This is a genomic window from Serratia sp. GW822-FHT06E05 (genome assembly GCF_058799445.1).
Genome location: NZ_JBXALM010000003.1, coordinates 321,563 through 344,427, shown reverse-complemented (window position 1 = coordinate 344,427; position 22,865 = coordinate 321,563). Strand labels below are relative to the sequence as shown.

At 54.5% G+C, this 22,865-nt stretch carries 21 protein-coding genes and 1 pseudogene; 19 read left to right on the top strand and 3 right to left on the bottom strand.

Annotated elements, in window-relative coordinates:
• Positions 1-167 precede the first annotated feature (167 nt).
• The 9 genes and pseudogenes from AC1RKC_RS11585 to AC1RKC_RS11545 all read left to right on the top strand — a co-directional run bounded on the left by AC1RKC_RS11585 (position 168) and on the right by AC1RKC_RS11545 (position 12,333).
• Positions 168-737 (top strand): POTRA domain-containing protein, encoded by a 570-nt coding sequence (locus tag AC1RKC_RS11585; protein WP_493137999.1) that lies wholly within the window; start codon positions 168-170, stop codon positions 735-737.
• Positions 620-3,004 (top strand): hypothetical protein, encoded by a 2,385-nt coding sequence (locus tag AC1RKC_RS11580; RefSeq protein ID WP_493137997.1) that lies wholly within the window; start codon positions 620-622, stop codon positions 3,002-3,004. The genes AC1RKC_RS11585 and AC1RKC_RS11580 overlap by 118 nt, the downstream gene beginning before the upstream one ends.
• Before the next feature lie 54 nt (positions 3,005-3,058).
• The gene (locus AC1RKC_RS11575) at positions 3,059-9,289 is read left to right on the top strand and encodes a hemagglutinin repeat-containing protein (RefSeq protein WP_493137995.1); all 6,231 of its coding nucleotides are present in this window, start codon (positions 3,059-3,061) and stop codon (positions 9,287-9,289) included.
• The gene (locus AC1RKC_RS11570; RefSeq protein WP_493092483.1) at positions 9,286-9,645 is read left to right on the top strand and encodes a hypothetical protein; all 360 of its coding nucleotides are present in this window, start codon (positions 9,286-9,288) and stop codon (positions 9,643-9,645) included. Before AC1RKC_RS11575 ends, AC1RKC_RS11570 begins: the two co-directional genes overlap by 4 nt.
• A gap of 164 nt (positions 9,646-9,809) precedes the next feature.
• Positions 9,810-10,160 (top strand): hypothetical protein, encoded by a 351-nt coding sequence (locus AC1RKC_RS11565; protein WP_493092482.1) that lies wholly within the window; start codon positions 9,810-9,812, stop codon positions 10,158-10,160.
• A gap of 95 nt (positions 10,161-10,255) precedes the next feature.
• Positions 10,256-10,726, top strand: a complete 471-nt coding sequence (locus AC1RKC_RS11560; protein WP_493092481.1) for a DUF6883 domain-containing protein — start codon at positions 10,256-10,258, stop codon at positions 10,724-10,726.
• 19 nt (positions 10,727-10,745) lie between these two features.
• Complete coding sequence (locus AC1RKC_RS11555; protein ID WP_071888886.1) at positions 10,746-10,937, top strand: DUF4926 domain-containing protein; 192 nt, start codon at positions 10,746-10,748, stop codon at positions 10,935-10,937.
• A 262-nt stretch (positions 10,938-11,199) separates the two neighbouring features.
• Positions 11,200-11,652: pseudogene (locus AC1RKC_RS11550) on the top strand (VENN motif pre-toxin domain-containing protein); the annotation flags it as partial.
• A 384-nt stretch (positions 11,653-12,036) separates the two neighbouring features.
• Positions 12,037-12,333 carry an immunity protein CdiI family protein gene (locus AC1RKC_RS11545; RefSeq protein ID WP_493092480.1) on the top strand — a complete coding sequence of 99 codons (297 nt, stop codon included), beginning with the start codon at positions 12,037-12,039 and terminating at the stop codon, positions 12,331-12,333.
• Between the two features lie 140 nt (positions 12,334-12,473).
• On the opposite strand, the gene uriH is transcribed toward AC1RKC_RS11545, so the two are convergent.
• On the bottom strand, positions 12,474-13,418 hold the full coding sequence (gene uriH / locus AC1RKC_RS11540; protein ID WP_493092479.1) for a uridine-preferring nucleoside hydrolase UriH: 945 nt from the start codon (positions 13,416-13,418) through the stop codon (positions 12,474-12,476).
• A 208-nt stretch (positions 13,419-13,626) separates the two neighbouring features.
• On the opposite strand from uriH, the gene AC1RKC_RS11535 reads away from it, so the two are divergent.
• Both AC1RKC_RS11535 and AC1RKC_RS11530 read left to right on the top strand, forming a co-directional pair.
• Positions 13,627-13,914: a zinc ribbon domain-containing protein gene (locus AC1RKC_RS11535; RefSeq protein ID WP_071888887.1), complete on the top strand. Its 288-nt coding sequence runs from the start codon at positions 13,627-13,629 to the stop codon at positions 13,912-13,914.
• Positions 13,911-14,288 (top strand): hypothetical protein, encoded by a 378-nt coding sequence (locus AC1RKC_RS11530; protein ID WP_258090348.1) that lies wholly within the window; start codon positions 13,911-13,913, stop codon positions 14,286-14,288. Before AC1RKC_RS11535 ends, AC1RKC_RS11530 begins: the two co-directional genes overlap by 4 nt.
• On the opposite strand, the gene aaeR is transcribed toward AC1RKC_RS11530, so the two are convergent.
• Complete coding sequence (gene aaeR, locus AC1RKC_RS11525) at positions 14,251-15,162, bottom strand: HTH-type transcriptional activator AaeR (RefSeq protein WP_048759905.1); 912 nt, start codon at positions 15,160-15,162, stop codon at positions 14,251-14,253. The two genes, AC1RKC_RS11530 and aaeR, sit on opposite strands and share 38 nt — an antisense overlap.
• A 440-nt stretch (positions 15,163-15,602) precedes the next feature.
• Here aaeR and aaeX point away from each other — a divergent pair, with 440 nt between their 5' ends.
• From aaeX to AC1RKC_RS11500, 5 genes are all read left to right on the top strand, one after another.
• Positions 15,603-15,806, top strand: a complete 204-nt coding sequence (aaeX, locus tag AC1RKC_RS11520; protein ID WP_004936952.1) for a p-hydroxybenzoic acid efflux pump operon protein AaeX — start codon at positions 15,603-15,605, stop codon at positions 15,804-15,806.
• A 7-nt stretch (positions 15,807-15,813) separates the two neighbouring features.
• On the top strand, positions 15,814-16,749 hold the full coding sequence (gene aaeA, locus AC1RKC_RS11515) for a p-hydroxybenzoic acid efflux pump subunit AaeA (RefSeq protein WP_020831905.1): 936 nt from the start codon (positions 15,814-15,816) through the stop codon (positions 16,747-16,749).
• On the top strand, positions 16,749-18,716 hold the full coding sequence (gene aaeB, locus AC1RKC_RS11510; RefSeq protein ID WP_020831904.1) for a p-hydroxybenzoic acid efflux pump subunit AaeB: 1,968 nt from the start codon (positions 16,749-16,751) through the stop codon (positions 18,714-18,716). Before aaeA ends, aaeB begins: the two co-directional genes overlap by 1 nt.
• Positions 18,717-18,959: 243 nt before the next feature.
• Complete coding sequence (locus AC1RKC_RS11505; protein ID WP_020831903.1) at positions 18,960-19,409, top strand: ribonuclease; 450 nt, start codon at positions 18,960-18,962, stop codon at positions 19,407-19,409.
• A gap of 5 nt (positions 19,410-19,414) precedes the next feature.
• Positions 19,415-19,714: a barstar family protein gene (locus AC1RKC_RS11500; RefSeq protein WP_020831902.1), complete on the top strand. Its 300-nt coding sequence runs from the start codon at positions 19,415-19,417 to the stop codon at positions 19,712-19,714.
• 30 nt (positions 19,715-19,744) lie between these two features.
• On the opposite strand, the gene yjgA is transcribed toward AC1RKC_RS11500, so the two are convergent.
• On the bottom strand, positions 19,745-20,293 hold the full coding sequence (gene yjgA / locus AC1RKC_RS11495) for a ribosome biogenesis factor YjgA (protein WP_020831901.1): 549 nt from the start codon (positions 20,291-20,293) through the stop codon (positions 19,745-19,747).
• A gap of 189 nt (positions 20,294-20,482) precedes the next feature.
• Here yjgA and AC1RKC_RS11490 point away from each other — a divergent pair, with 189 nt between their 5' ends.
• The 3 genes from AC1RKC_RS11490 to pmbA all read left to right on the top strand — a co-directional run bounded on the left by AC1RKC_RS11490 (position 20,483) and on the right by pmbA (position 22,685).
• Positions 20,483-20,833, top strand: a complete 351-nt coding sequence (locus AC1RKC_RS11490; protein ID WP_122080305.1) for a type II toxin-antitoxin system RelE/ParE family toxin — start codon at positions 20,483-20,485, stop codon at positions 20,831-20,833.
• On the top strand, positions 20,830-21,168 hold the full coding sequence (locus AC1RKC_RS11485) for a helix-turn-helix domain-containing protein (protein WP_261136036.1): 339 nt from the start codon (positions 20,830-20,832) through the stop codon (positions 21,166-21,168). The genes AC1RKC_RS11490 and AC1RKC_RS11485 overlap by 4 nt, the downstream gene beginning before the upstream one ends.
• Before the next feature lie 176 nt (positions 21,169-21,344).
• The gene (pmbA, locus tag AC1RKC_RS11480) at positions 21,345-22,685 is read left to right on the top strand and encodes a metalloprotease PmbA (RefSeq protein WP_020831900.1); all 1,341 of its coding nucleotides are present in this window, start codon (positions 21,345-21,347) and stop codon (positions 22,683-22,685) included.
• Positions 22,686-22,865 lie beyond the last annotated feature (180 nt).

Here is a 22,865-nt window from a genome sequence, read left to right as displayed (position 1 = left end):
GTAAATCAATAAATTAGATTTAACTATTTGAAGCTATTTTCTGCGGTTTTCCCTAAGAGCTTTCTGTATCGATTGCCCTAATTGCCTCTCCAGCTAATGATTCACAGCTTGTTACATTCTTCCTTCCGTCGTTAAAATGCTGAAAAAACACACGGATGATCTTCTGAATGGATTCAGTGACTCAACGGCTTTCGACAGCTTTGCTGTGCATTTTCTTTTCCTCCGCGGCGGGCGCTAACCTGCTTAGCCCGGCAGATCGTGACACCATTCAACAACAGCAGCGTGAATTGCTGGAGCAAAACCAGCAGCAGCGGCAGGAGCTGCAACGTAGCCTGACGCCGGCCTTGCCGACCCCTGCAACACCCAACGCCAACGCTGGCGGACCTTGTTTTAGCATCGCCCATATCCGGCTGGAAGGCGCGGCTCATCTGCCCGCCAGTGCACAACGTAAACTCACGCAGCCTTATCTGCAGCAATGTCTGAATCTGGGCCAAGTCCAGACGCTGGTGCAGCAGATCTCCGATTGGTATATCAACCGTGGCTATATCACCAGCCGCGCATTCCTGACCGAACAGGATCTGTCGCGCGGCGAGCTGCGGTTGCTGGTGCGCTTGGTGGCATGTACGCCAACCGTATCCACCTGGTCTCCAGTGAAAAAGGCGTTGGGGTCAACCTCGGTAACCTCAACGCGCGTGAGGGCGATATTCAATTGGATGCCAATGGGCAACTGCGGCTGAATAATACGCTGGCAGAGGGGAGCCTGAATGCTACGGCGGCAGGAATGACGCTGAGCGGCAACCATAAGGCCGGCCAGGCGATGAGCCTGAACAGCCGGGGTGAACTGGCCCTGGACAAGGCCATGTTGAACGCCAAAGGCGATATGCAGCTTAGCGCCGCAGGCAAATTGCAGGCGGGCAAAGCCAGTACTGATGGCAAACTGCAGTTGACCGCAGGCAGCCTGAGCAGCGTTAAAGACAGCAGCCTGACTGCCGAAGGCGACATCAATATGACGCTTAACGGTGACGGTGACTGGCAGGGCGTTCTGACCGCCGGGCGCGATCTGCACCTGCAAGCCAATAACCTCAGCAGCAGCGGCCAGCTGGCCGCCAACCGCGACAGCCACATTCAGACACGGGGCCTGGACAACAGCGGGCGAATACAGGCACAGGGCACGCAGACGCTGATCGGCGAACGGCTCGATAACCGGGGGCAGTTGCAAGCGGGCGGTGTTCAGCGGATTACGGCCAAAAGCGTCGATAACCAGGGGGCCATCGGGGCCAGGCAGCACCTTGAGCTGCGGGTGCGCGACAAGCTTAACGTGGCAGGTTCCCTGTCTGCAGATGGCCTCTTAACCGTACAGGCCGGGGAATTCTTGCTGGCGGGCAGCGCCAGCGGCAAACAGGGCATCACCCTCAACGGCGGCATACTGAGCACAGTTGCAGGCTCATCGCTGCTGAGTGATAGCGATATTGTCATTCAGGCTAATGACGTGCGGTTGGGTGGGCTGCTTTCCAGCGAACTCGCCCTGACGATGGACAGCCAGAATTTGTCGACCACCGCAGGCGCCCGCACCCAGGCCAAACAGGGCATGGCGTTAAAAATTACGCAGGATGCGCAGTTGGCGGGCGTGTTTAACACCTTGGGGGATTTGAAATTTTCCGCTGCGACTGCCGATAACAGCGGCCAAATCAACGCACTTAACATTGACTGGCGCGGTGGTTCACTGCGCCAGCGAGGGCATCTGCAGGCCGATAATGGCTTCACGCTGAAGGTAAATCGGCTCGATCAACAAGGCGAACTGCTGGCCGGCAAACGGCTGACGGTGAATGGCACTACCCTGGTCAACAGCGGGCAGATCGGTGCCTCCGGGGTGGAGCTGAGCTTTAGTGAAAAGGTGGACAACCCGGGCAAGCTGGTGGCGGACAATACGCTGACGTTAAAGGCTCTAACGTTGAACAATACCGGCACCCTCGCGGCAAACAGCATGAAGCTCACGGCGCAAGATGTGGAGAACAGTGGGCTGATACAGGCCAAGGGGCTGGCGGAGATTACAGCGAAAGATCTGCAAAACCGCGTGGCAGGGCGAGTGCTGGCCGGGGGGGCGTTGGCGCTGCAGGGGGAACGGTTGAATAACGCCGGTAAGCTACAGGGACAGAACATTGATATCGGCGTACAAGGTTGGGCCAACACTGGCAGCACCCTGGGGGAAGATGGGCTGACGGCAACGGTTGAACAGACATTGCACAACAGTGGGCAAGTGCTGAGCCAGGGGCCACTGAAACTGACGGCTGCCACGCTGAAAAACGACGGCAAGATATTGAGCGAAGGCGCATTACAGCTTTCGGCCGACAGCATCAGCAATCAGGGGGAAGCGCAGGGTGCGGCGACCACCGTCACGGCCAACACGGTGAACAACAGCGGCAATCTGATTGGTCTACGGCAGTTGGCGTTGCAGTTGCAAAAGGATCTGAACAACACAGTAAGCGGCAAGCTGCTCAGCGAAGGGGAACTGACGGTAGGGGCGGCGACAGTCGAAAACGACGGAGTATGGCAGGGCGGTAGCATCAGGCTGGCGGCTCAGCAGTTGGAGCATAAAGGCGTGTTGCAGGCGGGCACGGGAGGGATCCATTTGGATCTCAGTGACAGCCTCAAGACGGAAACCAGCAGCAAGATCTTCTCCAGTGGGAAAACGGATCTGACGGCGCAGACCTTGAACAATCAGGGCCATGTACAGGCGGGCGAGTTGACGTTAAAAGCCGCTGAACTGACCAACACCGGCAGGCTGCAGAGGCAGAAAAATCTGGAGGCCAAGCTGAGTGGCATATTCCATAACCTGGCTGGTGGCACGGTGCGCAGCCTGGGAACCCTGCGGGTAGAGGCGGCAGAGCTAAACAACGCTGGGGATCTGCAGGGAGATGGTGGCAGCGTATTGCGGTTGGATCGCCAGTTGATCAACTCAGGCAAAATGATCGTCGGCGGCGTACTGGATCTTCAAGCGCCTTAGCTGAATAACCTCGGCTGGCTGCAGGCCAATAGCCTGACGTTCAGGGGCACCCGGTTGGATAACAGCGGCACATTGAGCGGTATCGGCGATACCCGGTTTACGCTCGATGTTCTGAATAATATGGGAACCCTGCAGGGCGGCAATTTAACGCTGCAGACAGGCAGCCTGGATAATACCGGCACGCTATTGGCGACAAGCCAGATGAGCGTTAACGCGCGGCAGATTGATAACCACCAGAACGGAAAGCTGTTCAGCGGTGGCGATGCGACATTGGTGAGCAGCCTGCTGAATCAGTACGGTCAACTGGTGGCGCTGGGCAATATTACGCTGACGTTAAAGGAAGCCTTCACCCAGAATGGCACTTTGGCGGCAGGTAAAAAGCTGACCCTGAGCAGCGACGGCGATGTTGTGCTGCTGGGTACCCTCCAGGGCCAGAGCATCGATGTGCGTAGCGCTGGCCAACTGACCCATGCCGGTACCCTGCGCGGCGGAAGCGGCGACGTGCGGATCGAAGCCGCCGGCATCACGCAAACCAGCACCGCCAGTCTGCAGTCGGGTGGCTGGGTACAGTTGCTGAGCCGTGGCGACATCAATAATAACGGGTTTATCGGTACCGCCGGCAATTTGCTGCTGAGCGCGGCTAACCATCTGCTCAACATCGGCATGTTGTACGGCGGTGGCGATGTGCAACTGTTGGCGGAACGTATCACTAACCAGCGTGGCGACGTCCTGGCGGGCAACAACCTGTGGATGCAAAAAGACGCGGCCGGCAATGCCAACAGTGAGATCGTCAACACCTCCGGCACCATCGAGACCGAAAATGGCAATATTCAGATCAACACCGCGCATTTGCTCAATCAGCGTGATGGCTGGTCGGTGAGCACCGAAAAGCAGACGACGGCGAAAGATCCGCTGTGGAATGGTCAGACGCTGGTCAATATGAAACTGGGGGATTTGGCTGAAAGCGAGCTCGGTTATTACATCAAAACGGTGCGCACCGGCGGCAGCATGGGGCATGGCAACGGTTCCGTTGATGATTACTATTATTTAGCGCCTAAAGCGCCTGCCATTGATAAAAAGATCCTGGTTGAATCATCCAGCGTAACCGTCACTGCGAACGGGGGCGCTGGGCGAATTGCCGCAGGAAAGGACATTGTCGGCACCATTACGCGTTTTGACAATATTGCCAGCGACATGCTGGCCAATGGTGATATTTCGCTGAGTGGCGGCTCGCTGAATAATGAGAGCACCCAGGCAGGAAGTCAGAATAAATACCTGAATTACCGTTATGACGGCGAAATCGCACAGTATGATTTCGACAAGCACCGCTCGTTGGCTGACTTCAAAAAGAGCGGCAATTACATCCGTGATAACGTCAATACCCCCATTCAGTACCGCTTAACCGGACAGCCAGAGTACCAGAACGAAAACACCGCTGTTTATCGCAGCGTGATCCAGGCCGGTGGTGCCGTTAACGTCCATTTTACCGACGATATCAGCAACAGCATGGTGACACCGAACGCCGGCAGCCTGAGCCATACCCTGGCTAGACCAACGTTGGACAGCCTGCAGCAGCCGGAGGCTATCAGCGGTGTTCAACAGCAGGATCTGGCGGCGGATCAGAGCGTTGCCTTCGGTTCAGCGGAGTGGAAAGACAACCTGCAGGCGGCCCTAGGCTCGCTGGGTAATAACGCCGTAGCCTTGGCGGACTACCCACTGCCGGGCGGGGATAGCGGCCGTTTTGTCGTCAGCGCGGATCCCGATAGCCCATACCTGATCACCACCAACCCGAAACTGGACGGCCTGGGGCAGTTGGATAACAGCCTGTTCAACGATCTCTACGCCATGCTGGGCCAACAGCCGGGTGCCGCTCCGCGTGAAAACGACCGCCGTTTTACCGATGAAAAACAGTTTATCGGTTCGGCCTACTTCCTCGATCGGCTGCGACTTAATCCGGACTACGACTATCGGTTCCTGGGGGATGCGGCGTTCGATACCCGCTATATCAGCAACGCCATGCTCAGCCAGACCGGCAAGCGCTATCTCAACGGTATCGGCTCCGATTTGGCGCAGATGCAGCAGTTGATCGACAACGCCGCACAAGCGCAGAGCGGCCTGAACTTGCAGTTTGGCGTTAGCCTGACGCCGGGCCAGGTTGCGCAGTTGGATAAAAGCATCGTCTGGTGGGAGAAGGTAACGATTAACGGCCAGACGGTGTTGGCGCCAAAACTCTATTTGGCCAAAGGTGACGCAGCCCAGCTCAATGGCAGCGTGATCACCGGCAATATCGTTAACCTGAACGGCGGCAGTATCCGTAATGACGGCAGCTCGCTACAAGGTGGTGAACGGCTCAACGTTAATAGTAAAACGGGTATCAGCAACCTTAACCAGGGGCTGTTCGACGCCGACGGCAATTTGCAGCTCAGCGCCATTGGCGATATCAGCAATATCGGCTCGACCATCAGCGGCAAGCGGGTCGCGATTGAAAGTCTGGATGGCAGCATTATCAATAAAACTCAGGCTCGCCAGTGGGATGCCACAGGGACTCAGGGCGGCCAGACGTTGTCCCTGTCGCGTACAGAAGTTGGCGATACTGCTGTCATCAGCGCAGAAGATGCGTTGATCATGCGTGCCGACAAAAATATCGATGTTATCGGCGCGAGGATCGCCTCTGATGGCACGATGAATCTGCAGGCGACGGGTGATATCAACCTGCTTGTCAATCGCACGGAATCCATTGATAAAACCAGTAATAGCGAGCGCATCAGCAGCGGTGCCGATCGCAGCATCATCACCAGTAGTGGGAATATGACGCTACATGCCGAGCGTGATTTGAACTCGCAGGGGGCGGTGTTGGTGGGCGACGGCGACATCCTTCTGAGTGGCAAGCGAGACGTAAATCTTAACAGCGTGGAAAACCGGGAGTATCAGGCAAGCCACGGCGGCGGCCAGCAGCGGGTGAAGGAGTCCATACGCCAACAGGTCACCGAAATCGCCGGCGGCAGTTTGCGCGTTGATGCTGGCCAGGATGCCATCTTCGAGGGTACGCAGGCACAGGTAAGTGGAGATTTGGTGGTTAACGCCGACCGTAATATCGTGGTGGACAGCGTAGCTGAAAGGGACTACAGCTTCTTCGAAGAGACTAAGGTCAAAAAAGGATTTATGTCCAAAACCACCACCCATACGGTGGAGGAGGACTACGCGACCCATGAGAAAGGAACGGTACTGAGTGGCGACAACGTTTTACTCAACGCCGGTAACGACCTGACAGTACGGGGCTCGACGGTAGTGGGGGACGGCCAGGTCACATTAAAGGCCGATAATAACATCGATATTTTTGCCGCCACCGAGGAGCAATCCCTTTACCTTCTGAACGAGAAAAAAACCAGCGGCGTGTTCAGCGGCGGCGGCATCGGCGTGACCATCGGCAGTAAATCTTCTCGTCATCAATTGAACGAAGATGGCACTACCCAAAGCCAGAGCGTCAGCACCATAGGTTCGACCGGCGGCAGCGTGGATATCGAAGCGCGCGGCAAGGTGCATATCAGTGGCGCAGATGTGATTGCGGATAAGAACCTGTCGGTGACGGGGGATAGCGTCCATATCGACCCGGGTAAGGATGTTCGTCGTCGTGACGAAGCCTTCGAACAGAAACAGAGTGGCCTGAGTCTGGCGCTGTCCGGTACGGTGGGCAGTGCGATTAATAGTGCGGTGACAACGGCTCAACAGGCAAAGCAGGAGACCGACGGTCGACTGGCTGCCTTGCAGGGGGCTAAAGCGGCATTATCCGGCGTGCAGGCCGCTCAGGCGGGTCGACTGGCAAAAGTCGGCGATACCGATACTGAAGAAGGCAGCATGGTGGGGATCAGTATTTCTCTTGGCGGCCAGAAATCGTCGTCGAAACAGCATCAGGAACAAACGAGCATCGCCGGTTCAACATTCAGTGCCGGTAATAATATGCAGGTGACTGCAACCGGCAAGGGCAATACTGCTGACAGCGGTGACATTGTCGTTGTCGGCAGTCAGTTTAAAGTGGCGGGCAACACCACCCTGGCCGCCGAGCGTGACATCTTGCTGTTGGGCGCAGCCAATACTCAGAAGACCGAAGGAAGTAACAAGAGCAGCGGCGGCAATATCGGCGTCAGCATTGGTGTGGGAAAACAGACGGGATTGAGCGTCTTCGCCAATGCCAACAAAAGCCAGGGCAGTGAGCATGGTGATGGAACGTTTTGGACTGAGACGACGATAGACACCGGTGGCGTGATGTCAATGCGCAGTACCCGGGATACCCTTTTGTCAGGGGCACAAATCAGTGGCGAAAGGGTGGAGGTGGATACCGCCGGTAACCTGATAATGCAAAGCCAGCAGGATAGCGACAACTATGACGCCAAACAAAGCAGCGTCAGTGGTGGTGTCAGTGTGGCTATCTTCGGTGCTGGCGGCTCGGCGAGTCTGAGTATGAGCCGTGACAAATTGCACAGCAATTATGACAGCGTGCAGGAACAAACGGGTATATTTGCCGGCAAGGGCGGCTATGATATTAAGGTTAACCAGCATACGCAGTTGGACGGCGCGGTCATCGCCAGTACTGCCGCGCCAGAGAAAAACCGTCTTGATACCGGCACCCTGGGCTTCAGTGATATCCATAATCAGGCGGATTTCAAGGCCGAGCATCAAGGGGGCAGCATCAGCAGCGGCGGCCCGGTGGGGTCAGATCTGCTGACCAATCTGGCGGGCGCGGCCCTTTCCGGCGCGGGCAATAAAGGGCATGCAGAAGGCACGACCAAGGCTGCGGTGTCGGGCGGTAGCGTGGTTATTCGCGATGGGGCCAACCAGCAGCAAGATGTGAATGCGTTGAGCCGGGATACGGATAACGCTAATGGCAGTATCGGGCCGATCTTCGACAAGGAGAAAGAGCAGAACCGGCTGAAGCAGGCGCAGCTGATCGGCGAAATCGCCGGGCAGACGATGGATATTGTCCGCACCCAGGGTGATATCAATGGCTTGCAGAAGGCAAAGGACAAGCATCCGGGGCTGGATGCGACAGCGTTGCGTAAAACGCCGGAATATAAGGCCGAGATGCAGAAATACGGCACCGGCAGCGATATGCAACGGGCCGCGCAGGCGGTAACGGGCGCGCTGCAGGCGTTGGCGGGGAACAATCTGGCCGGCGCTTTGGCGAGCGGAGCGGCACCGTATCTGGCGAGAGAAATCAAGGCGCGGGTCGGTGAAAATAACGTGGCAGCGAACGCAATGGCGCATGCGTTACTGGGGGCGATAACTGCGCAACTGAACAACCAGTCTGCGGTAGCCGGTGCGGTGGGTGCGGGCGGTGGCGAGCTGGCTGCGCGGGTGATAGTTGAGATAAGGTTCCCGGGCCGTGACATAAGCAGTCTGACAGAAGGTGAGAAGCAGGAGGTCAGTGCTTTGAGCCAGTTGGCCGCAGGACTGGCAGGGGGGATAGCTTCAGACAGTACGGCAGGGGCGGTAGCGGCTTCGCAGGCCGGTAAGAATGCGGTGGAGAATAACTTCTTAAGCGCTAAAGACGTGCTGAATCTGCACAAAGAGCTTGAGGCCGCTGATAAAACCGGTGCTGACAAACAGGATATTTACGAGAAATATGCTGAGGTCAGCAAGAAAAACAGAGAAGAAGCGGTAGCGGAAGGTTGTTCCGGGAATCCGTTCTGTGCAAACGGAGCGTTGTCAGAGGCCGGTGCAGGTTCGGATATTGCCAACAGCCTGAAACGTCTGCCAGTATTCTCTAATCTGAGCAGTGACGACCTGGCGCAGCTTGACCGGTTCGTGCTGGCAGAGAATGAAGATAGCGCCAGAGCGATTTACCAGGCGATGCCGGACTATGTGAAGGTGGCGCTGAACGGTAAGGAAGCGGTAGAAGCGATAGGGCTGGGTGCTGCGGTTGGTGGTAAGGCCTTGGCGGCGCTTGGGGTTATAGGTAAAGCCGGTAAACAGCCTTATGAACCGAATAAAGGTGCTGTAGGGAACATGGGCGAGTTCTTCAAGCAAGCTGGTTTTGGTGAAGCAACTAAAGGCAACTCACAGAAAACAAGTAAAATATATCAAGGCCAAACAGTTTATAAAGCTTCATCAGATGTTAGTGAAAATATTCGGAAGGGGGACCAGTTTTATCTGGATGGTGAGCATAAAAATCATCTTGAGGTCTTTGATAAAAGAAACAAGTTTGTTCATGTGCTGAATCTGGATGGCAGTATTAATATTGATAAAACTAAAAAAGCTTCCGCAGAAGGGAGAACTTTACCAAAATGACAAAAACTACTTTCTTCAACGATATTAAAGATAGCTATGTACAGATGATGGAGTGCTTGTCTTCTGAGGTCGAAGATGAATTGCTCATAGATGAAAAATCAGACATTGATGAGGTTTTTTGTCAGTATTTACATAAGCTTAATGACGCAGTGATGCTATTAAGAAATGCCAAATCTGCTGGTGATGAACTTACCGTTCAGGCTGCGCTGGTCTATATAAGAGTTTACTCAATACGCTTATCTGGTTTTTTTGAGGATATCAAAGATGATACCGATATGTTATTAAAAGTATCAGTCTGGCCTGATATACCAGAAAACTATCAGGTTCCTGAGCATTATAACTATCCACATAAATAAAAAAACGTAGCCCCGGCCAAGGCCGGGGCTACTGCTTCTAAGCCCTAAAAACTTCTTCTTCCCGCCGCTGCAACCGGATCACTGATCTTCAGAGGTTTCGGGTTGGTGATGCCGTACTCGGTGAGCCAGTTATCGTCGATGATCAGATTGCCGTTCTAAAAGGCATGCAGAAGGCACGACCAAGGCTGCGGTGTCGGGCGGTAGCGTGGTTATTCGCGATCGGGCCAACCAGCAGTATTGGGCCGATCTTCGACAAGGAGAAAGAGCAGAACCGGCGGAAGCAGGCGCAGCTGATCGACGAAATCGCCGGGCAGACGATGGATATTGTCCGCACCCAGGGTGATATCAATGGCTTGCAGAAGGCAAAGGACAAGCATCCGGGGCTGGATGCGACAGCGTTGCGTAAAACGCCGGAATATCAGGCTGAGATGCAGAAATACGGCACCGGCAGCGATATGCAACGGGCCGCGCAGGCGGTAACGGGCGCGCTGCAGGCGTTGGCGGTGGTTTACTGACAGCGGCCACGCCTGAAATAGCAGCGGCAGCGAAAGCAGCGATACAGGCTTGTGCGGGTAATATGGTGCTGTGCCTGAATAATGCCGGTATCCAGATGTCGGAAGCTATCGTACCGGGCGGTGTTGGCGCTGGCGGTGCGGTAGGTATTGGTAAGACAGAGGTAACGGCGGCGAAAGCTGAAGCTGTGGCGGCTAATGCTGCTAAGAATGTTGGAAATGGCAGCGCCATAAATTCGATTACAAATAGAGTAGAAACACAAGTTAGTGTTGATCAAAAGTTAGCTAACTATCTGTTGGATAAACAACATCCTATCGGAGGAAGCAAGGCGGAATGGTTCGATAGTGCTCTTGGTTTTAACAAAACAAACTTAAACGAGCTTGCGAAACAAATCGTTTTTGACTCCAGTAAAGCTGTTAAAACAGCAGAAACGCAGTTCGGTACTAAATATGATCAGCTAATACCAATAACTGGTAAGAATGGTAGAGCAATTAACGTTAAATTTGGTTGGATCGAGAATAATGATGGCGTGGTTAGGCTCGTAACAGCTATTCCAGCTAAGAAATAAATATTTTGGTATTTACTTTATGATTAAAGAATACGATGTTGTTAAAGCAAAAAAAGACTTGTCTGACACTGTACTCGAAGGATGTAGTGGGGCAGTTGTTATGATATATCAAGAACCTACTTTAGCTTATGAAGTAGAGTTCGTTGATAGTGAAGGCGATACATTAGATGTTTTGACTGTTTACCCTGACGACATTGAATCATCAAGGTAATAATATATTTTTAATAATACTCAAAAATCCCGGCCAACCGGCCGGGATTTTTACATCGATACCCTAAAAACTTCGTCCTCCCGCCACTGCAACCGAATAAGACCGGGTGCGGCGGTGATCTTCAGAGGTTTCGGGTTGGTAATTCCGTACTCGGTGAGCCAGTTATCGTCGATGATCAGATTGCCGTTCTAAAAGGCATGCAGAAGGCACGACCAAGGCTGCGGTGTCGGGCGGTAGCGTGGTTATTCGCGATGGGGCCAACCAGCAGCAAGATGTGAGTGCTTTGAGCCAACTGGCCGCAGGATTGGCAGGGGGGATAGCTTCAGACAGTACGGCAGGAGCAGTAACGGCTTCGCAGGCCGGTAAGAATGCGGTGGAGAATAACTTCTTAAGCGCTAAAGACGTGCTGAGTGCCGCTTTGGACAGCAAGCTGAATGACAATCCTCTAGAGGCCCAGGTGATTGATAAAGAGCTGGTTCAAGGAGGGTTGGAGATGGCAGATCGTCCGGGCTGGGTGGGGAAATTGCCGGGTGTAGATGCAATGGCCAGCGAGGAAGCGAAAGCCTATGTTCAGCAGTGGAACTCTCAAGATCTGGCGAATATTGATGTAAACAGCCCTGGCTGGACGAAGTTTGCAGCGTTCGCATCTGACCCGGAAAATCAAGCAGCGGTAGCATCTTTGGGGATGTTAGGTAAAGATCTTGTTTCGATAGCTAAAAATACCGTTGTGACAAAATCTTTATTTAAAGAAATGACGACTCAAGGTATTAAATTTACACCTGAAAATGTTGTTGGAGCAGGAAAAGATAGTAGTGGAAAAATTATTTTCCTTGAAAAGGGTAATTCTAAAGCAGGACTACAACATATTGTCAAAGAACATGGCGATCAATTTTCACAAATAGGTGTATCAGAGGCGCGTATTCCTGATGTGGTAATGAAGGCCGTCACTGATGGTAAAATAGTTGGTTATCAAGGGACTGGTACTGGTCGGCCAATAGCCAATATATGAAACTATGATAAATGGTAAGAAGTACAATATAGCCGTTACTGTAGGCAATAACGGATTTATTGTAGGTGCTAACTTGCGAGGTTCAGTCAAGTGAAGACTATAAAATTGATGGCTGATTATCATTGTCACCCATTATGGGGGACAACTCCGGAAGACTTGGGTGATATATCTCCTGAAGAGCTGCCGATATCATCGGAGTTAAAACGCAGTCTCAGAAGATGGGCTGAACGGTATGATGCCATACTTAATATGGATGATCCTGTATCGTCTGGTTTCAAAAATGAAAATGAAGAGAAACAATTTATTGATGATGGTTATAAACTGGCTCTTCTTCTTCAGGAAGAGCTTGGAGATAGTTATAATATTATTTACCATTCCGAGTTTTAAGAATTCCCGGCCAACTGGCCGGGATTTTTACATCGATACCCTAAAACTTCGTCCTCCCGCCACTGCAACCGAATAACACCGGGGGCGGCGGTGAGCTCCAGTTGTTCGGCATCGGTAATGCCCGGCTTGTTAACCGTTTATTAAATTTTCACGTCCCCAATCCTCTCTAGAGCATCCACCACCAAACCCCAGAATTTATCCTGATCCAGCGTTACTGCTACCTGCGTATGGCAGTCGGGCGGTGGTGCTGTGCGGAAATCGGCTACCGTCATGCCCAGTGTCAGGGTGCCGGTGAGTTCGATATCTACCGGGACTTTTCGCACCGTCATCACATCGGGGGCAATAACGTAAGCCACCGCACAGGGATCGTGCACCGGCGGTGCACTGAACCCCTGCGCCTGCTGGTACATTTTGCCAAAGAACTCGAGCAATTCGCCGACAAACCTGGCTGGTCCGGTGTGGATGGCGGCAATGAGTGCACACACCTCTGGGGTGGCGAGCGCCTGATGGGTCAGATCCAGCCCGACCATGGTCAGCGGCCATTTCTCATTAAAAACGATGTGCGCGGCTTCCGGATCAATCTTGATATTGAATTCCGCTACTGCACTCCAGTTACCCACGTGGTAGCCACCCCCCATCAGCACCACTTCCTTCACACGTTCGGCAATCCGTGGTTCTTTACGAACTGCCATGGCGATATTGGTCAGGCCGCCGGTGGGGACCAGCGTCACGCTGCCTGGCGGATGGGCCATGATGGTGTCGATAATCAAATCTACCGCGTGTCGCGTTTCCAGCGTCAGCGTTGGCTCAGGTAAAACCGGGCCGTCCAGGCCGGACTCGCCGTGAATATCGGGCGCAACCTCGATTTGCCGCACCAGCGGCCGTGTGCAGCCGGCGGCGAAGGGCACGCCGGTAATATTGGCGATACGTGCAACAGCCAGCGCGTTGCGGGTCACCTTATCCAGCGTTTGATTGCCCACCACGGTGGTGACGGCCAGCAGCTCGATCTGCGGATTGCCCCAGGCCAGCAGCATGGCGATAGCATCGTCATGCCCCGGATCGCAGTCCAGTATGATTTTTTTCATTTTTATTCCTGATGCAGTGAGAGGTCTCCGCAGCATAGCGCACCGGCAGCAGGCCAGGTAATGACAGATGATGCTTTTTGCTAGCCACATCAAAGCGTTGCTGATCTTAGGATGTAATTAAACGTAAATCCCTCTCGCAGCGCTTTACCCTGGAGTTTACTCCAGGGTTTACATTGAGTCCTGGCGTACAGCAAAGAGGTGAAGAGCGATGAGCATGTTGAAAAAGCTTTTGGGACAAGGTGGCTTTGGTGGTGGCCACTCACGTTCGCGGCACGGGGGCGGACACCATGGTAACCGTTATAACCAGCATGGCGATCAGGGCCCGCAATGCCTGCAATGTCAGGCGCCTAACCGGCCCGGTGCCCGTTACTGCCACCGCTGCGGCCAACCTTTCGAAACGGAGTCAGCGTCCTGCCGCGGGTGTACGGCGCGGCTGCCGCCGGGGAGCCGTTTCTGCCAGCAATGTGGTACGGCGGTCAGCGGAGGGCAACCATGACCAAATCAGGATGGAGTCTGGTCGTCCTGTTGGCGGCCATGGCGTTATGGACGCTGCTGGCCTGGGGAGCTTCCGGCGTGTTGGCCTGGCTGCCGTCGTTGACGGGGCTGGCACAAAGAGGTTCTGCGGAGCTGGCGCCCCCGTTGGCGGGGTTGCTTAGCCTGGTGCCGCAGGCGCTGTTGGAAAGCTGGTTACCGTTGTTGCAGCAACTGGGGGATTGGCTGGCGAGTTATTTCCCGCAGTTGATCACCTGGGCTGGGTACCTTGTCTGGCTGGTTTGGGGGCTGGGCATGCTGGCCTTGCTGTTGCTTGCCGCGTTGGCACGCCGTATTTTGCTCAGCGATACTCCTGATAAACTTCCGCCACGCGCTTGAAGTAATCGCTCAGGTAGTTGATGCACACCTGCACCTTGAGCGGCAGCTTATCTTTCTCGGTGTACACCGCGTACACCGGGCGAGGATCTGCATGATAGCTTTTAAACAGGATCTCGATCTCACCACGTTTGATCTCTTCGATCACCCACATCAGCGGCGCATAGGCGATACCGGCCCCGGCTTTCAGCCAGCGGATCATGGTCTGTGAATCATTGGTGATAAAACGTCCCTGCGGCGCAATACGCGTGCAGATGCCTTCAGGGGCGATGAGTTCGAATTCGCTATCCGGCCGCACGCTGTATTCCAGCCAGGAAAAGTTGACCATGTCGCTGGGCTTCTGCGGCGTACCGTGCTGGCTGAGATAGCTTTTGGCGGCGCAGACCACCATCGGCATGGATCCCAGACGTTTGGAGAACAGGCTGGAGTCCTGAAGCGCACCGGTACGGATCACCACGTCCAGCCCGTCAGCAATCAGGTCCGGCGCCGGAATACCGGTCACCAGGTTCACCGTCAGGCCAGGATATTCCTTCAACATATCGGCAGTCATGGTCGCCAGCACGTTTTGCGCCATGGTGGACGAGCTGCCAATGCGCAGCGTGCCGGTCGGGGTATTGTTAAACGCGTACAGCTGTTCGTGCACCTCGCTCACTTCCAACAACATGCGACGACAACCCTGGTAATAGATTTTTCCGGCTTCCGTCAGGCCAATGCTGCGGGTGCTGCGGTTAAGCAGTTTAACCTGCAGCTCATTCTCCAGTTTGGAGACGGTCTGGCTGATAGACGAAACGCTCATATCGAGTTGGCGCGCCGCCGCAGTAAATGACCCGCATTCAACCACTTTGGCGAATACCGACATCCGTTTTAATCGTTCCATTATTCACTCTGGCTTAAAAGTGATTTAGATCACAGATTGTTGATGAGTTGATAGTAAGCACGCTAATATAACGAGGTCGGGTGGAAAGACCTTATCAACGCGCGAGTGCGATCGGCGCCGACGTCGTGGCCGATCCCTCCGGTATCCTCGCATTCCCTATCGCGGATGTACGTTCCAGAGTTTACCTTTTTTTCAGGTTCGTGGCCTGGACATCCTGTCTGGGGCGGAATTTGTGGTGCGTGTCGGCTAAAATGTAAAGAGAATGTGAATGAAATATACCCTATAGCTTTCAAGTTGCAGCTAGGCGACCAGCTCGCTCACCCCAGGCGCTTACTTTAGTAAGTAACTGAGGTGAGCGAGTGCAGATAACAGCGCTGCAACTTGAAAGATGACGGGTATAAAGGGTTACGCCCGGTGCAGTGAGTAATAAGGAAAAATTGATGAGTTTGCTTCCGGTTATGGTCATTTTCGGACTGTCGTTCCCCCCGGTATTTTTTGAATTGCTGGTCTCGCTGGCGCTGTTTTTCTTGCTGCGCCGTCTGCTGCAGCCTACCGGGATCTACGATTTTGTCTGGCATCCAGCGCTGTTCAATACCGCGCTGTACTGCTGTTTGTTCTATCTGATTTCATGTCTTTTCGTTTGAGGTCGCTGTGAAAAATTTTTCAATAAAAATAACCCGAATCGCGATCACTCTGATTCTGGTCCTGCTGGGGATCGTCGCCGTATTCAAAGCCTGGGTGTTTTACACCGAGTCCCCCTGGACGCGTGATGCCAAGTTTACTGCCGACGTGGTGGCGATAGCGCCGGACGTTACCGGGCTGCTGACCGACGTGCCGCTGGTGGATAACCAGTTGGTCAAGAAAGGGCAGGTGCTGTTGGTGATCGACCAGCCGCGCTACCAGCAGGCTCTGGCGGAAGCTAACGCCGACGTGGCCTACTACCAGACCTTGGCAGCGGAAAAAAGAAGGGAGGCGGGCCGTCGTGTTCGCTTGGGCGTGCAGGCGATGTCGCAGGAAGAAATAGACCAGGCGAATAACGTTCTGCAAACCGTAGAACATCAGTTGGCGAAGGCTGTAGCGACGCGTGAACTGGCGAAGCTGGACCTGGAACGTACCACGGTGCGCGCACCGGCCGATGGCTGGATCACAAACCTGAACGTGCATGCCGGTGAGTACATTACCCGCGGTTCAGTCGCTGTGGCGCTGGTGAAGAAAAACAGTTTCTATATTTTGGCCTATCTGGAAGAAACCAAGCTGCATGGTCTGAACAAAGGCGATCGTGCGGAAATTACCCCGTTGGGCAGTAACCGTATCATGCATGGCACCGTCGACAGCGTGGCTGCCGCCGTCAATAACAGCAGCAGCACCGTGAACAGTAAAGGGCTGGCGTCGATCGACAGCAACCTGGAGTGGGTGCGCCTGGCACAGCGCGTGCCGGTGAAAATTCTGCTGGATGACAAAGACCAATTGCATCCGTACCCGGCAGGCACCACGGCTACCGTGGTGATCACCGGCAAGAACGATCGCGCTACCGACAGCGGTTCGCCTTTTGTGCGTTTGATGCATCGGCTGCGTGAGTTCGGTTAATGAATAACCCAACCTTTATCAGGCTGAGATTTGCCTTCAAGCTCAGCTTTGCCATTGTGTTTGCCCTGTTTGTCGGCTTCCACCTCAATCTGGAAACGCCACGTTGGTCGGCGATGACCGCCGCCATCGTGGCCGCCGGCCCGGCCTTTGCCGCCGGTGGCGAACCCTTCTCCGGCGCTATCCGCCACCGCGGCTGGCTGCGTATCATCGGTACCTTTATCGGGTGTTTCGTCGGCCTGGCGATTATCGTCACTACGGCGCGTGCGCCCGTTGTGATGCTGTTGTTGTGCTGTATCTGGGCCGGTTTTTGTACCTGGTTGTCCTCGCTGATTAAAGTCGAGAATTCTTACGCCTGGGGGTTGGCCGGTTATACCGCGCTGATCATTATCGTGACGGTCGCCACCAGCGAATCCCACCTGCTGGAAGCGCCGCAGTTCGCCATTGAGCGCTGCAGCGAGATCGTGCTGGGGATCGTCAGCGCAGTGCTGGCGGATCTGTTGTTCTCGCCGCGATCGATCAAGCAGGATATCGATCGCGCGGTGGATCAACTGTTGGTGGATCAGTACCGCCTGATGCAGATGTGCATCAGCGATGCCGAGAAAGAAGACATTGACCGCGCCTGGAGCAACCTGGTGAAAAGCACCACTGCGCTGAACGGCATGCGCAGCAACCTGATGATGGAGTCTTCACGCTGGCAAAAGGTGAACCGTCGTGTTCAGGCGTTGCATACGCTGTCGCTGACGCTGATTACCCAGGCCTGCGAGACGTATTTAATCCTGCTGAATCATCCGGATGCGGTGAAAGAGAATATTCGCGAACTGCTGATGGTGCCGGCGGATACCCCGCAGGAAATTCACAAGCGCATGAAGCTGTTGCGCCAGGTGCTGACCACCAACCGCACCGACGAAACCTTGCTGACCATCAGCAGTTGGGTCGGGGCGGCCACGCGTTATCTGTTATTGGCTAAAGGCGTGCACACCAACAGCAGCATCAGTGCGGTGGAAGAAAGTGTGCTGAGCAGTGAGGTGGTGATCAAACCGACGTCGGCGGAAGGTCATCACGCGATGATCAACGGTCTGCGTACCTTTGTGGCGACGACCTTCGGCAGCCTGTTGTGGCTGTGGACCGGTTGGACCTCCGGCAGCGGTTTTATGGTGATCATTGCGGTGATCACCTCGCTGGCGATGCGTACCCCCGCGCCACGTATGGTCGCAATGGATTTTGTGCTGGGCATGCTGGCGGCAATCCCGGTCGGTTCGCTGTTCTTTATGGTGATCCTGCCGGCGACCCAGCAAAGCATTTTGCTGCTGTGCCTCAGCCTCGGGCTGCTGGCGTTTTTCATCGGTATCGAAGTGCAGAAAAGGCGGCTGGGTTCGCTCGGCTTGCTGGCGGGGACCATCAACATTTTGGTGTTGAGTAACCCGATGGAATTCAACGTCACTCAGTTTCTCGACGGTGCGCTTGGCCAGTTCCTCGGTAGCTGCGTGGGGTTGATGGTGCTGTTGCTGATCCGCGATAATTCACGTGAACGCACCGGCCGCACGCTGCTGAACCAGTTTGTCAGCAGCGCAGTATCGGCACTGACCACCAAGGCGTCGCGCCGTCGGCAAAACCATCTGCCGGCGCTGTATCAGCAGCTTAACCAACTGCTGATGATGTTCCCGAACGACATTGCCAAATACCGGCTGGCGCTGAATCTGATCATTGCTCATCAGCGCATGCAGCGGGCGGAGATCCCGGTTAGCGAGGAACTTTCGGCGTTCCACAAGCAGATTCGCAACACTGCCGATCATGTGGTTTCGGCCAAGAACGACGTGAAGCGCGCTTACTATTACGATCGGCTGCTGGACGAAATGAATGACTATCAGCAAAAGCTGGTGGATTATCACGCACCGCTCAGCGTTACCGATCCGGTAAAACGCCTGGCCGGCATGCTGCATCGCTACCGCCACGCGTTGATCGACTGATACGCCAAACGCCCCTGCCGGGGCTATACTTGCCTGATAGAGGCCTGTTTCAGAGTTGCACTGAGTGCCAGACGCGCTGCACAATGGCATGATTAGCTTGAATGGGTGTTGCAGGTTGTGGGGCGTGGTTTCCCTGAAGTGAAAACGTTACATACCAGTCATCTCTGCTTCATCCTCTTCATCTATAAATCCAACTAGCATGGGTGCCGGTGCACCCTTGTCGGCCATAATTCAGGGACAGCAATGAATAAGCGGATCCTCGTGGCGGTAGTTATCGCCATTGTGATAGCCGGTTTTAGCGCACTGCGTGGTAACGATCGGGCGATTACCAACGTACCGGCGGTGGCCGAAGGCCAGAGTATTGACCAACTGACGCAGCAGAAAAGGGTGGTGAGCTACCTGCAGCAGCATCAGCGGCTGCCGGACTATTACATCACCAAAAAACAGGCGCGCGAGCAGGGATGGGATGCACGTAACGGCAACCTGTGTTCGGTGCTGCCGGGCAAGGCAATTGGTGGCGACCGTTTCTCAAACCGTGAAGGACAACTGCCTGCGGCCCGCAGCCGGGTATGGCGCGAGGCGGATATCAATTACCAATGCGGCCGGCGTGGTGCCGATCGCCTGCTGTATTCCAGTGATGGCCTGATTTTTGTCACGCGTGACCATTATAAAAACTTCATTCGGGTGGAGTGAGCTTGATGGCAAAAGTAGAGTTCGATTTTAATCAGATTAGCGATCTGCCGGCGTTTTACCGCGATTTTGCGCATAAGTTTGCACTGGATGAGGCTTTTGGTGCCAATCTTGACGCGCTGTGGGACGTGGTGACGGCGGATATCGGCCTGCCGGTCGAGATTGAGTTTACCCATCTCAATGCCCGCAGCAAACGTCGCTTTGGTGCGATTATCCTGTTGTTTGAAGAGGCGGAAGAAGAACTGGAAGGCAGCCTGCGTTTCAATATCCGTGAAAGCAGCGGTGAACCTGCACATCACCGGGGATGAATCGGGTTCATCCCGTGGTGACGGCGGCGATTATTCGGCGGTTTCGGCCAGATCGCGCAGGTATTGGAAAATTTGACGGTAAGCTTTCGGCGGCTTGTTAGCGGCTTTCTCTTTCTGTGCGTTACGCACCAGTGAGCGCAGCTGCTGGCGGTCGGCTTCCGGATACAGCGCCAGAATCGACGGGATCGCGTCATCACCTTCTTCCACCAGACGGTCACGCAGCGCTTCCAGCTTGTGGAACAGCGAAACCTGTTGGTTATGGCGGTTCTTCAGCTTGTCGAGTGCGGTTTGGATCGGCTCTACATCGCGGGCGCGCAGCATTTTGCCAATCAGCTGCAGCTGACGGCGGCGGCCTTCTTTCTTGATCTTCTGCGCCAGCTCAACTGCGGCGCGCAAATCTTCGTCCAGCGGGATGCGTTCCAGCGCGTTTTTACCCAGTTCGACCAGTTCGGTCCCCAGGTCTTTCAGGGCTTCGGCATCACGTTTAATTTCACTTTTACTGACCCAGATAATCTCGTCATCGTCCTCGTCCGTGTTCTCCGGGACATCGTCGAGCCAGTCTTCAGGCTGTTTGTTCATGGTAGGCTCCGTTAAAAAGAGGCTAATCCTAACAGGTTGTCCAGCAACCCGCCAATTGCGCGCCAGAGCAGATTGAGTATAGCTGCCGATGCGACAAGAAATCCGCCTTATTCACCGACAGTTATTTTTTGATTTGTTGTTTTTATCACCACGTGCGTATAAAATTTTATACATATGGAGGTGGGGCTCATGGATGATGAGAATGAAAAGGCCATAGACTGGCGTGGCTCCTCGTTGGCGGATCTATTAGCGTTTCCGGCGGACGCACGTAGAGCGGCCGGGTTTGAATTAAGCAAAGTGCAAAAGGGAGTAGAACCCGGCAATTGGAAACCGATGAAGGGGTGTGGCACCGGCGTTTGCGAAATTCGCTTATATGCCCTTGCAGGAGCTTTTAGAGTGATTTACGTGGCTAAATTTAATGAAGTTATTTATGTTTTGCACAGTTTTCAGAAGAAAACGGCGAAAACCAGCCAGCACGATATTCAGATTATCAAAGCGCGTTATGACGCAGTGATAGAAGAGCGGGGTAAGAAAAAATGATCAAGCCAATTGATACCCATTCCAGGCATGTTACACCACAAGGTGGCAATGTGTTCGCTGACCTGGGTTTTGCCCCTGACGAGGCTCGGCAGTTGCAGAAGCAATCCAACGCAGAGATTGAACACATCATCGCGCTTAAAAGGCAACTGATGGGAGAAATAAGCGCGTGGATAGAGGACGAAGGGTATCGGCAAGAGGAAGCCGCAAGGTATTTACACACTTCACGACCGCGCGTGTCTGATGTGGTAAACCGGAAAACAGATAAATTTACGCTTGATGCATTGATCAACATGCTCGCCAATATAGGCAAATCAGTAAAATTGGTGATTGAGTGATAAGCCTGCTGTTTTAGCGATCATTCTGTGTCCCTGTTCTCGCTTTATGCGAAATTCCACGCGGTTCCTGTTAGACTCAAAAGTATAAATCACATGATTTTTGCGCGTGACTCCGCGCGCAACCACGCCACCACGGCACTTTTCTCAACGATTTTCTGATTAAGTATGGCAGATTGATGAAAGTAGTCACTCAAGTTGCAGAACAGCGCAAGGCGCTGGAACAGGCCGTTTCACAGGCTTTGGAACTGGCGCGCGCCGGTTCTGATGCGGCAGAAGTTGCCGTGACCAAATCTACCGGTATCAGCGTCAGCACTCGCTTTGGCGAAGTGGAGAACGTTGAGTTCAACAGCGATGGCGCGTTGGGCATTACCGTCTATCACCAGCAACGCAAAGGCAGCGCTTCTTCCACCGATCTCAGCCCGGATGCCATTGCCCGCACCGTGCAGGCGGCGCTGGATATTGCCCGTTACACCTCGGTAGATCCGAACGCCGGCCCGGCGGAAAAGGACCTGTTGGCGTTTGATGCACCGGACTTGGATCTGTTCCACCCGGCAGAATTGGACGCCGAACGCGGTATCGAATTGGCTGCTCGCGCAGAGCAGGCTTCGCTGGCGGCTGACAAGCGCATCACCAATACCGAAGGCGGCAGTTTTAACAGCCACTACGGCATCAAGGTGTTCGGCAACAGTCATGGCATGCTGCAAAGCTACTGTTCCAGCCGGCACTCGCTGTCGAGCTGCGTGATTGCCGAGCAGGATGGCGATATGGAGCGCGACTACGCCTATACCATCGGCCGTGCGATGGGCGATCTGGAAAGCCCTGAATGGGTGGGTCAGGAATGTGCCCGCCGCACGCTGTCGCGTCTGGCACCGCGCAAGCTGTCTACCATGACCGCCCCGGTGCTGTTCGCTTCCGAGGTGGCGACCGGCCTGTTCGGGCATTTGGTTGGCGCCATCAGCGGCAGCAGCGTTTACCGTAAATCCACCTTCCTGCTGGATTCTTTGGGCAAGCAGATCTTGCCGGACTGGCTGACCATTGAAGAACACCCGCACCTGCTGAAAGGCCTGGCTTCCACGCCGTTCGACAGCGAAGGCGTACGCACCCAACGGCGCGACATCGTTAAAGATGGCGTACTGCAAACCTGGCTGCTGACCAGCTATGCGGCCCGCAAGCTCGGTATGCACAGCACCGGACACGCAGGCGGTATTCACAACTGGCGCATTGCCGGGCAGGGTAATGACTTTGCCGGCATGCTGAAGCAACTGGGCACGGGCCTGGTGGTGACCGAACTGATGGGCCAGGGCGTTAGCGGTATTACCGGTGACTATTCGCGTGGCGCCGCCGGTTTCTGGGTGGAAAACGGCGAGATCCAGTATCCGGTCAGCGAGATCACCATCGCCGGCAACCTCAAGGATATGCTGCGCAATATTGTCAGCGTGGGCAGCGACATCGAAACCCGCAGCAATATTCAGTGCGGCTCCGTTTTACTGCCGGACATGAAAATCGCCGGTCAATAATGTTCGCCACGGCTGGCCGCTCCGGTTGCCAGCCGTTTCCCCTTCCTCTGTTTTAACCTTGCTTACAAATCTCCGGTTTCGGTTTTCTGCTCCCTTGCCTATGTTTAGGCTGTGCTGCGTCATGGCGTGGTCAATGGCGGCGCACGGCCCTAAAAGGGGACCACTAAAACAATAACTGGA

What these genes read in the sequence shown, in the direction of transcription:
- aaeR (WP_048759905.1), bottom strand. Translation starts at nt 15,162, where the DNA reads ATGGAACGATTAAAACGGATGTCGGTATTCGCCAAAGTGGTTGAATGC.
- AC1RKC_RS11535 (WP_071888887.1), top strand. Translation starts at nt 13,627, where the DNA reads ATGAGCATGTTGAAAAAGCTTTTGGGACAAGGTGGCTTTGGTGGTGGC.
- AC1RKC_RS11505 (WP_020831903.1), top strand. Translation starts at nt 18,960, where the DNA reads ATGAATAAGCGGATCCTCGTGGCGGTAGTTATCGCCATTGTGATAGCC.
- aaeB (WP_020831904.1), top strand. Translation starts at nt 16,749, where the DNA reads ATGAATAACCCAACCTTTATCAGGCTGAGATTTGCCTTCAAGCTCAGC.
- uriH (WP_493092479.1), bottom strand. Translation starts at nt 13,418, where the DNA reads ATGAAAAAAATCATACTGGACTGCGATCCGGGGCATGACGATGCTATC.
- AC1RKC_RS11585 (WP_493137999.1), top strand. Translation starts at nt 168, where the DNA reads ATGGATTCAGTGACTCAACGGCTTTCGACAGCTTTGCTGTGCATTTTC.
- yjgA (WP_020831901.1), bottom strand. Translation starts at nt 20,293, where the DNA reads ATGAACAAACAGCCTGAAGACTGGCTCGACGATGTCCCGGAGAACACG.
- aaeX (WP_004936952.1), top strand. Translation starts at nt 15,603, where the DNA reads ATGAGTTTGCTTCCGGTTATGGTCATTTTCGGACTGTCGTTCCCCCCG.
- AC1RKC_RS11555 (WP_071888886.1), top strand. Translation starts at nt 10,746, where the DNA reads ATGATTAAAGAATACGATGTTGTTAAAGCAAAAAAAGACTTGTCTGAC.
- AC1RKC_RS11485 (WP_261136036.1), top strand. Translation starts at nt 20,830, where the DNA reads ATGATCAAGCCAATTGATACCCATTCCAGGCATGTTACACCACAAGGT.
- AC1RKC_RS11565 (WP_493092482.1), top strand. Translation starts at nt 9,810, where the DNA reads ATGCAGAAGGCACGACCAAGGCTGCGGTGTCGGGCGGTAGCGTGGTTA.
- AC1RKC_RS11490 (WP_122080305.1), top strand. Translation starts at nt 20,483, where the DNA reads ATGGATGATGAGAATGAAAAGGCCATAGACTGGCGTGGCTCCTCGTTG.
- pmbA (WP_020831900.1), top strand. Translation starts at nt 21,345, where the DNA reads ATGAAAGTAGTCACTCAAGTTGCAGAACAGCGCAAGGCGCTGGAACAG.
- AC1RKC_RS11530 (WP_258090348.1), top strand. Translation starts at nt 13,911, where the DNA reads ATGACCAAATCAGGATGGAGTCTGGTCGTCCTGTTGGCGGCCATGGCG.
- AC1RKC_RS11580 (WP_493137997.1), top strand. Translation starts at nt 620, where the DNA reads ATGTACGCCAACCGTATCCACCTGGTCTCCAGTGAAAAAGGCGTTGGG.
- AC1RKC_RS11500 (WP_020831902.1), top strand. Translation starts at nt 19,415, where the DNA reads ATGGCAAAAGTAGAGTTCGATTTTAATCAGATTAGCGATCTGCCGGCG.
- AC1RKC_RS11570 (WP_493092483.1), top strand. Translation starts at nt 9,286, where the DNA reads ATGACAAAAACTACTTTCTTCAACGATATTAAAGATAGCTATGTACAG.
- AC1RKC_RS11560 (WP_493092481.1), top strand. Translation starts at nt 10,256, where the DNA reads ATGTCGGAAGCTATCGTACCGGGCGGTGTTGGCGCTGGCGGTGCGGTA.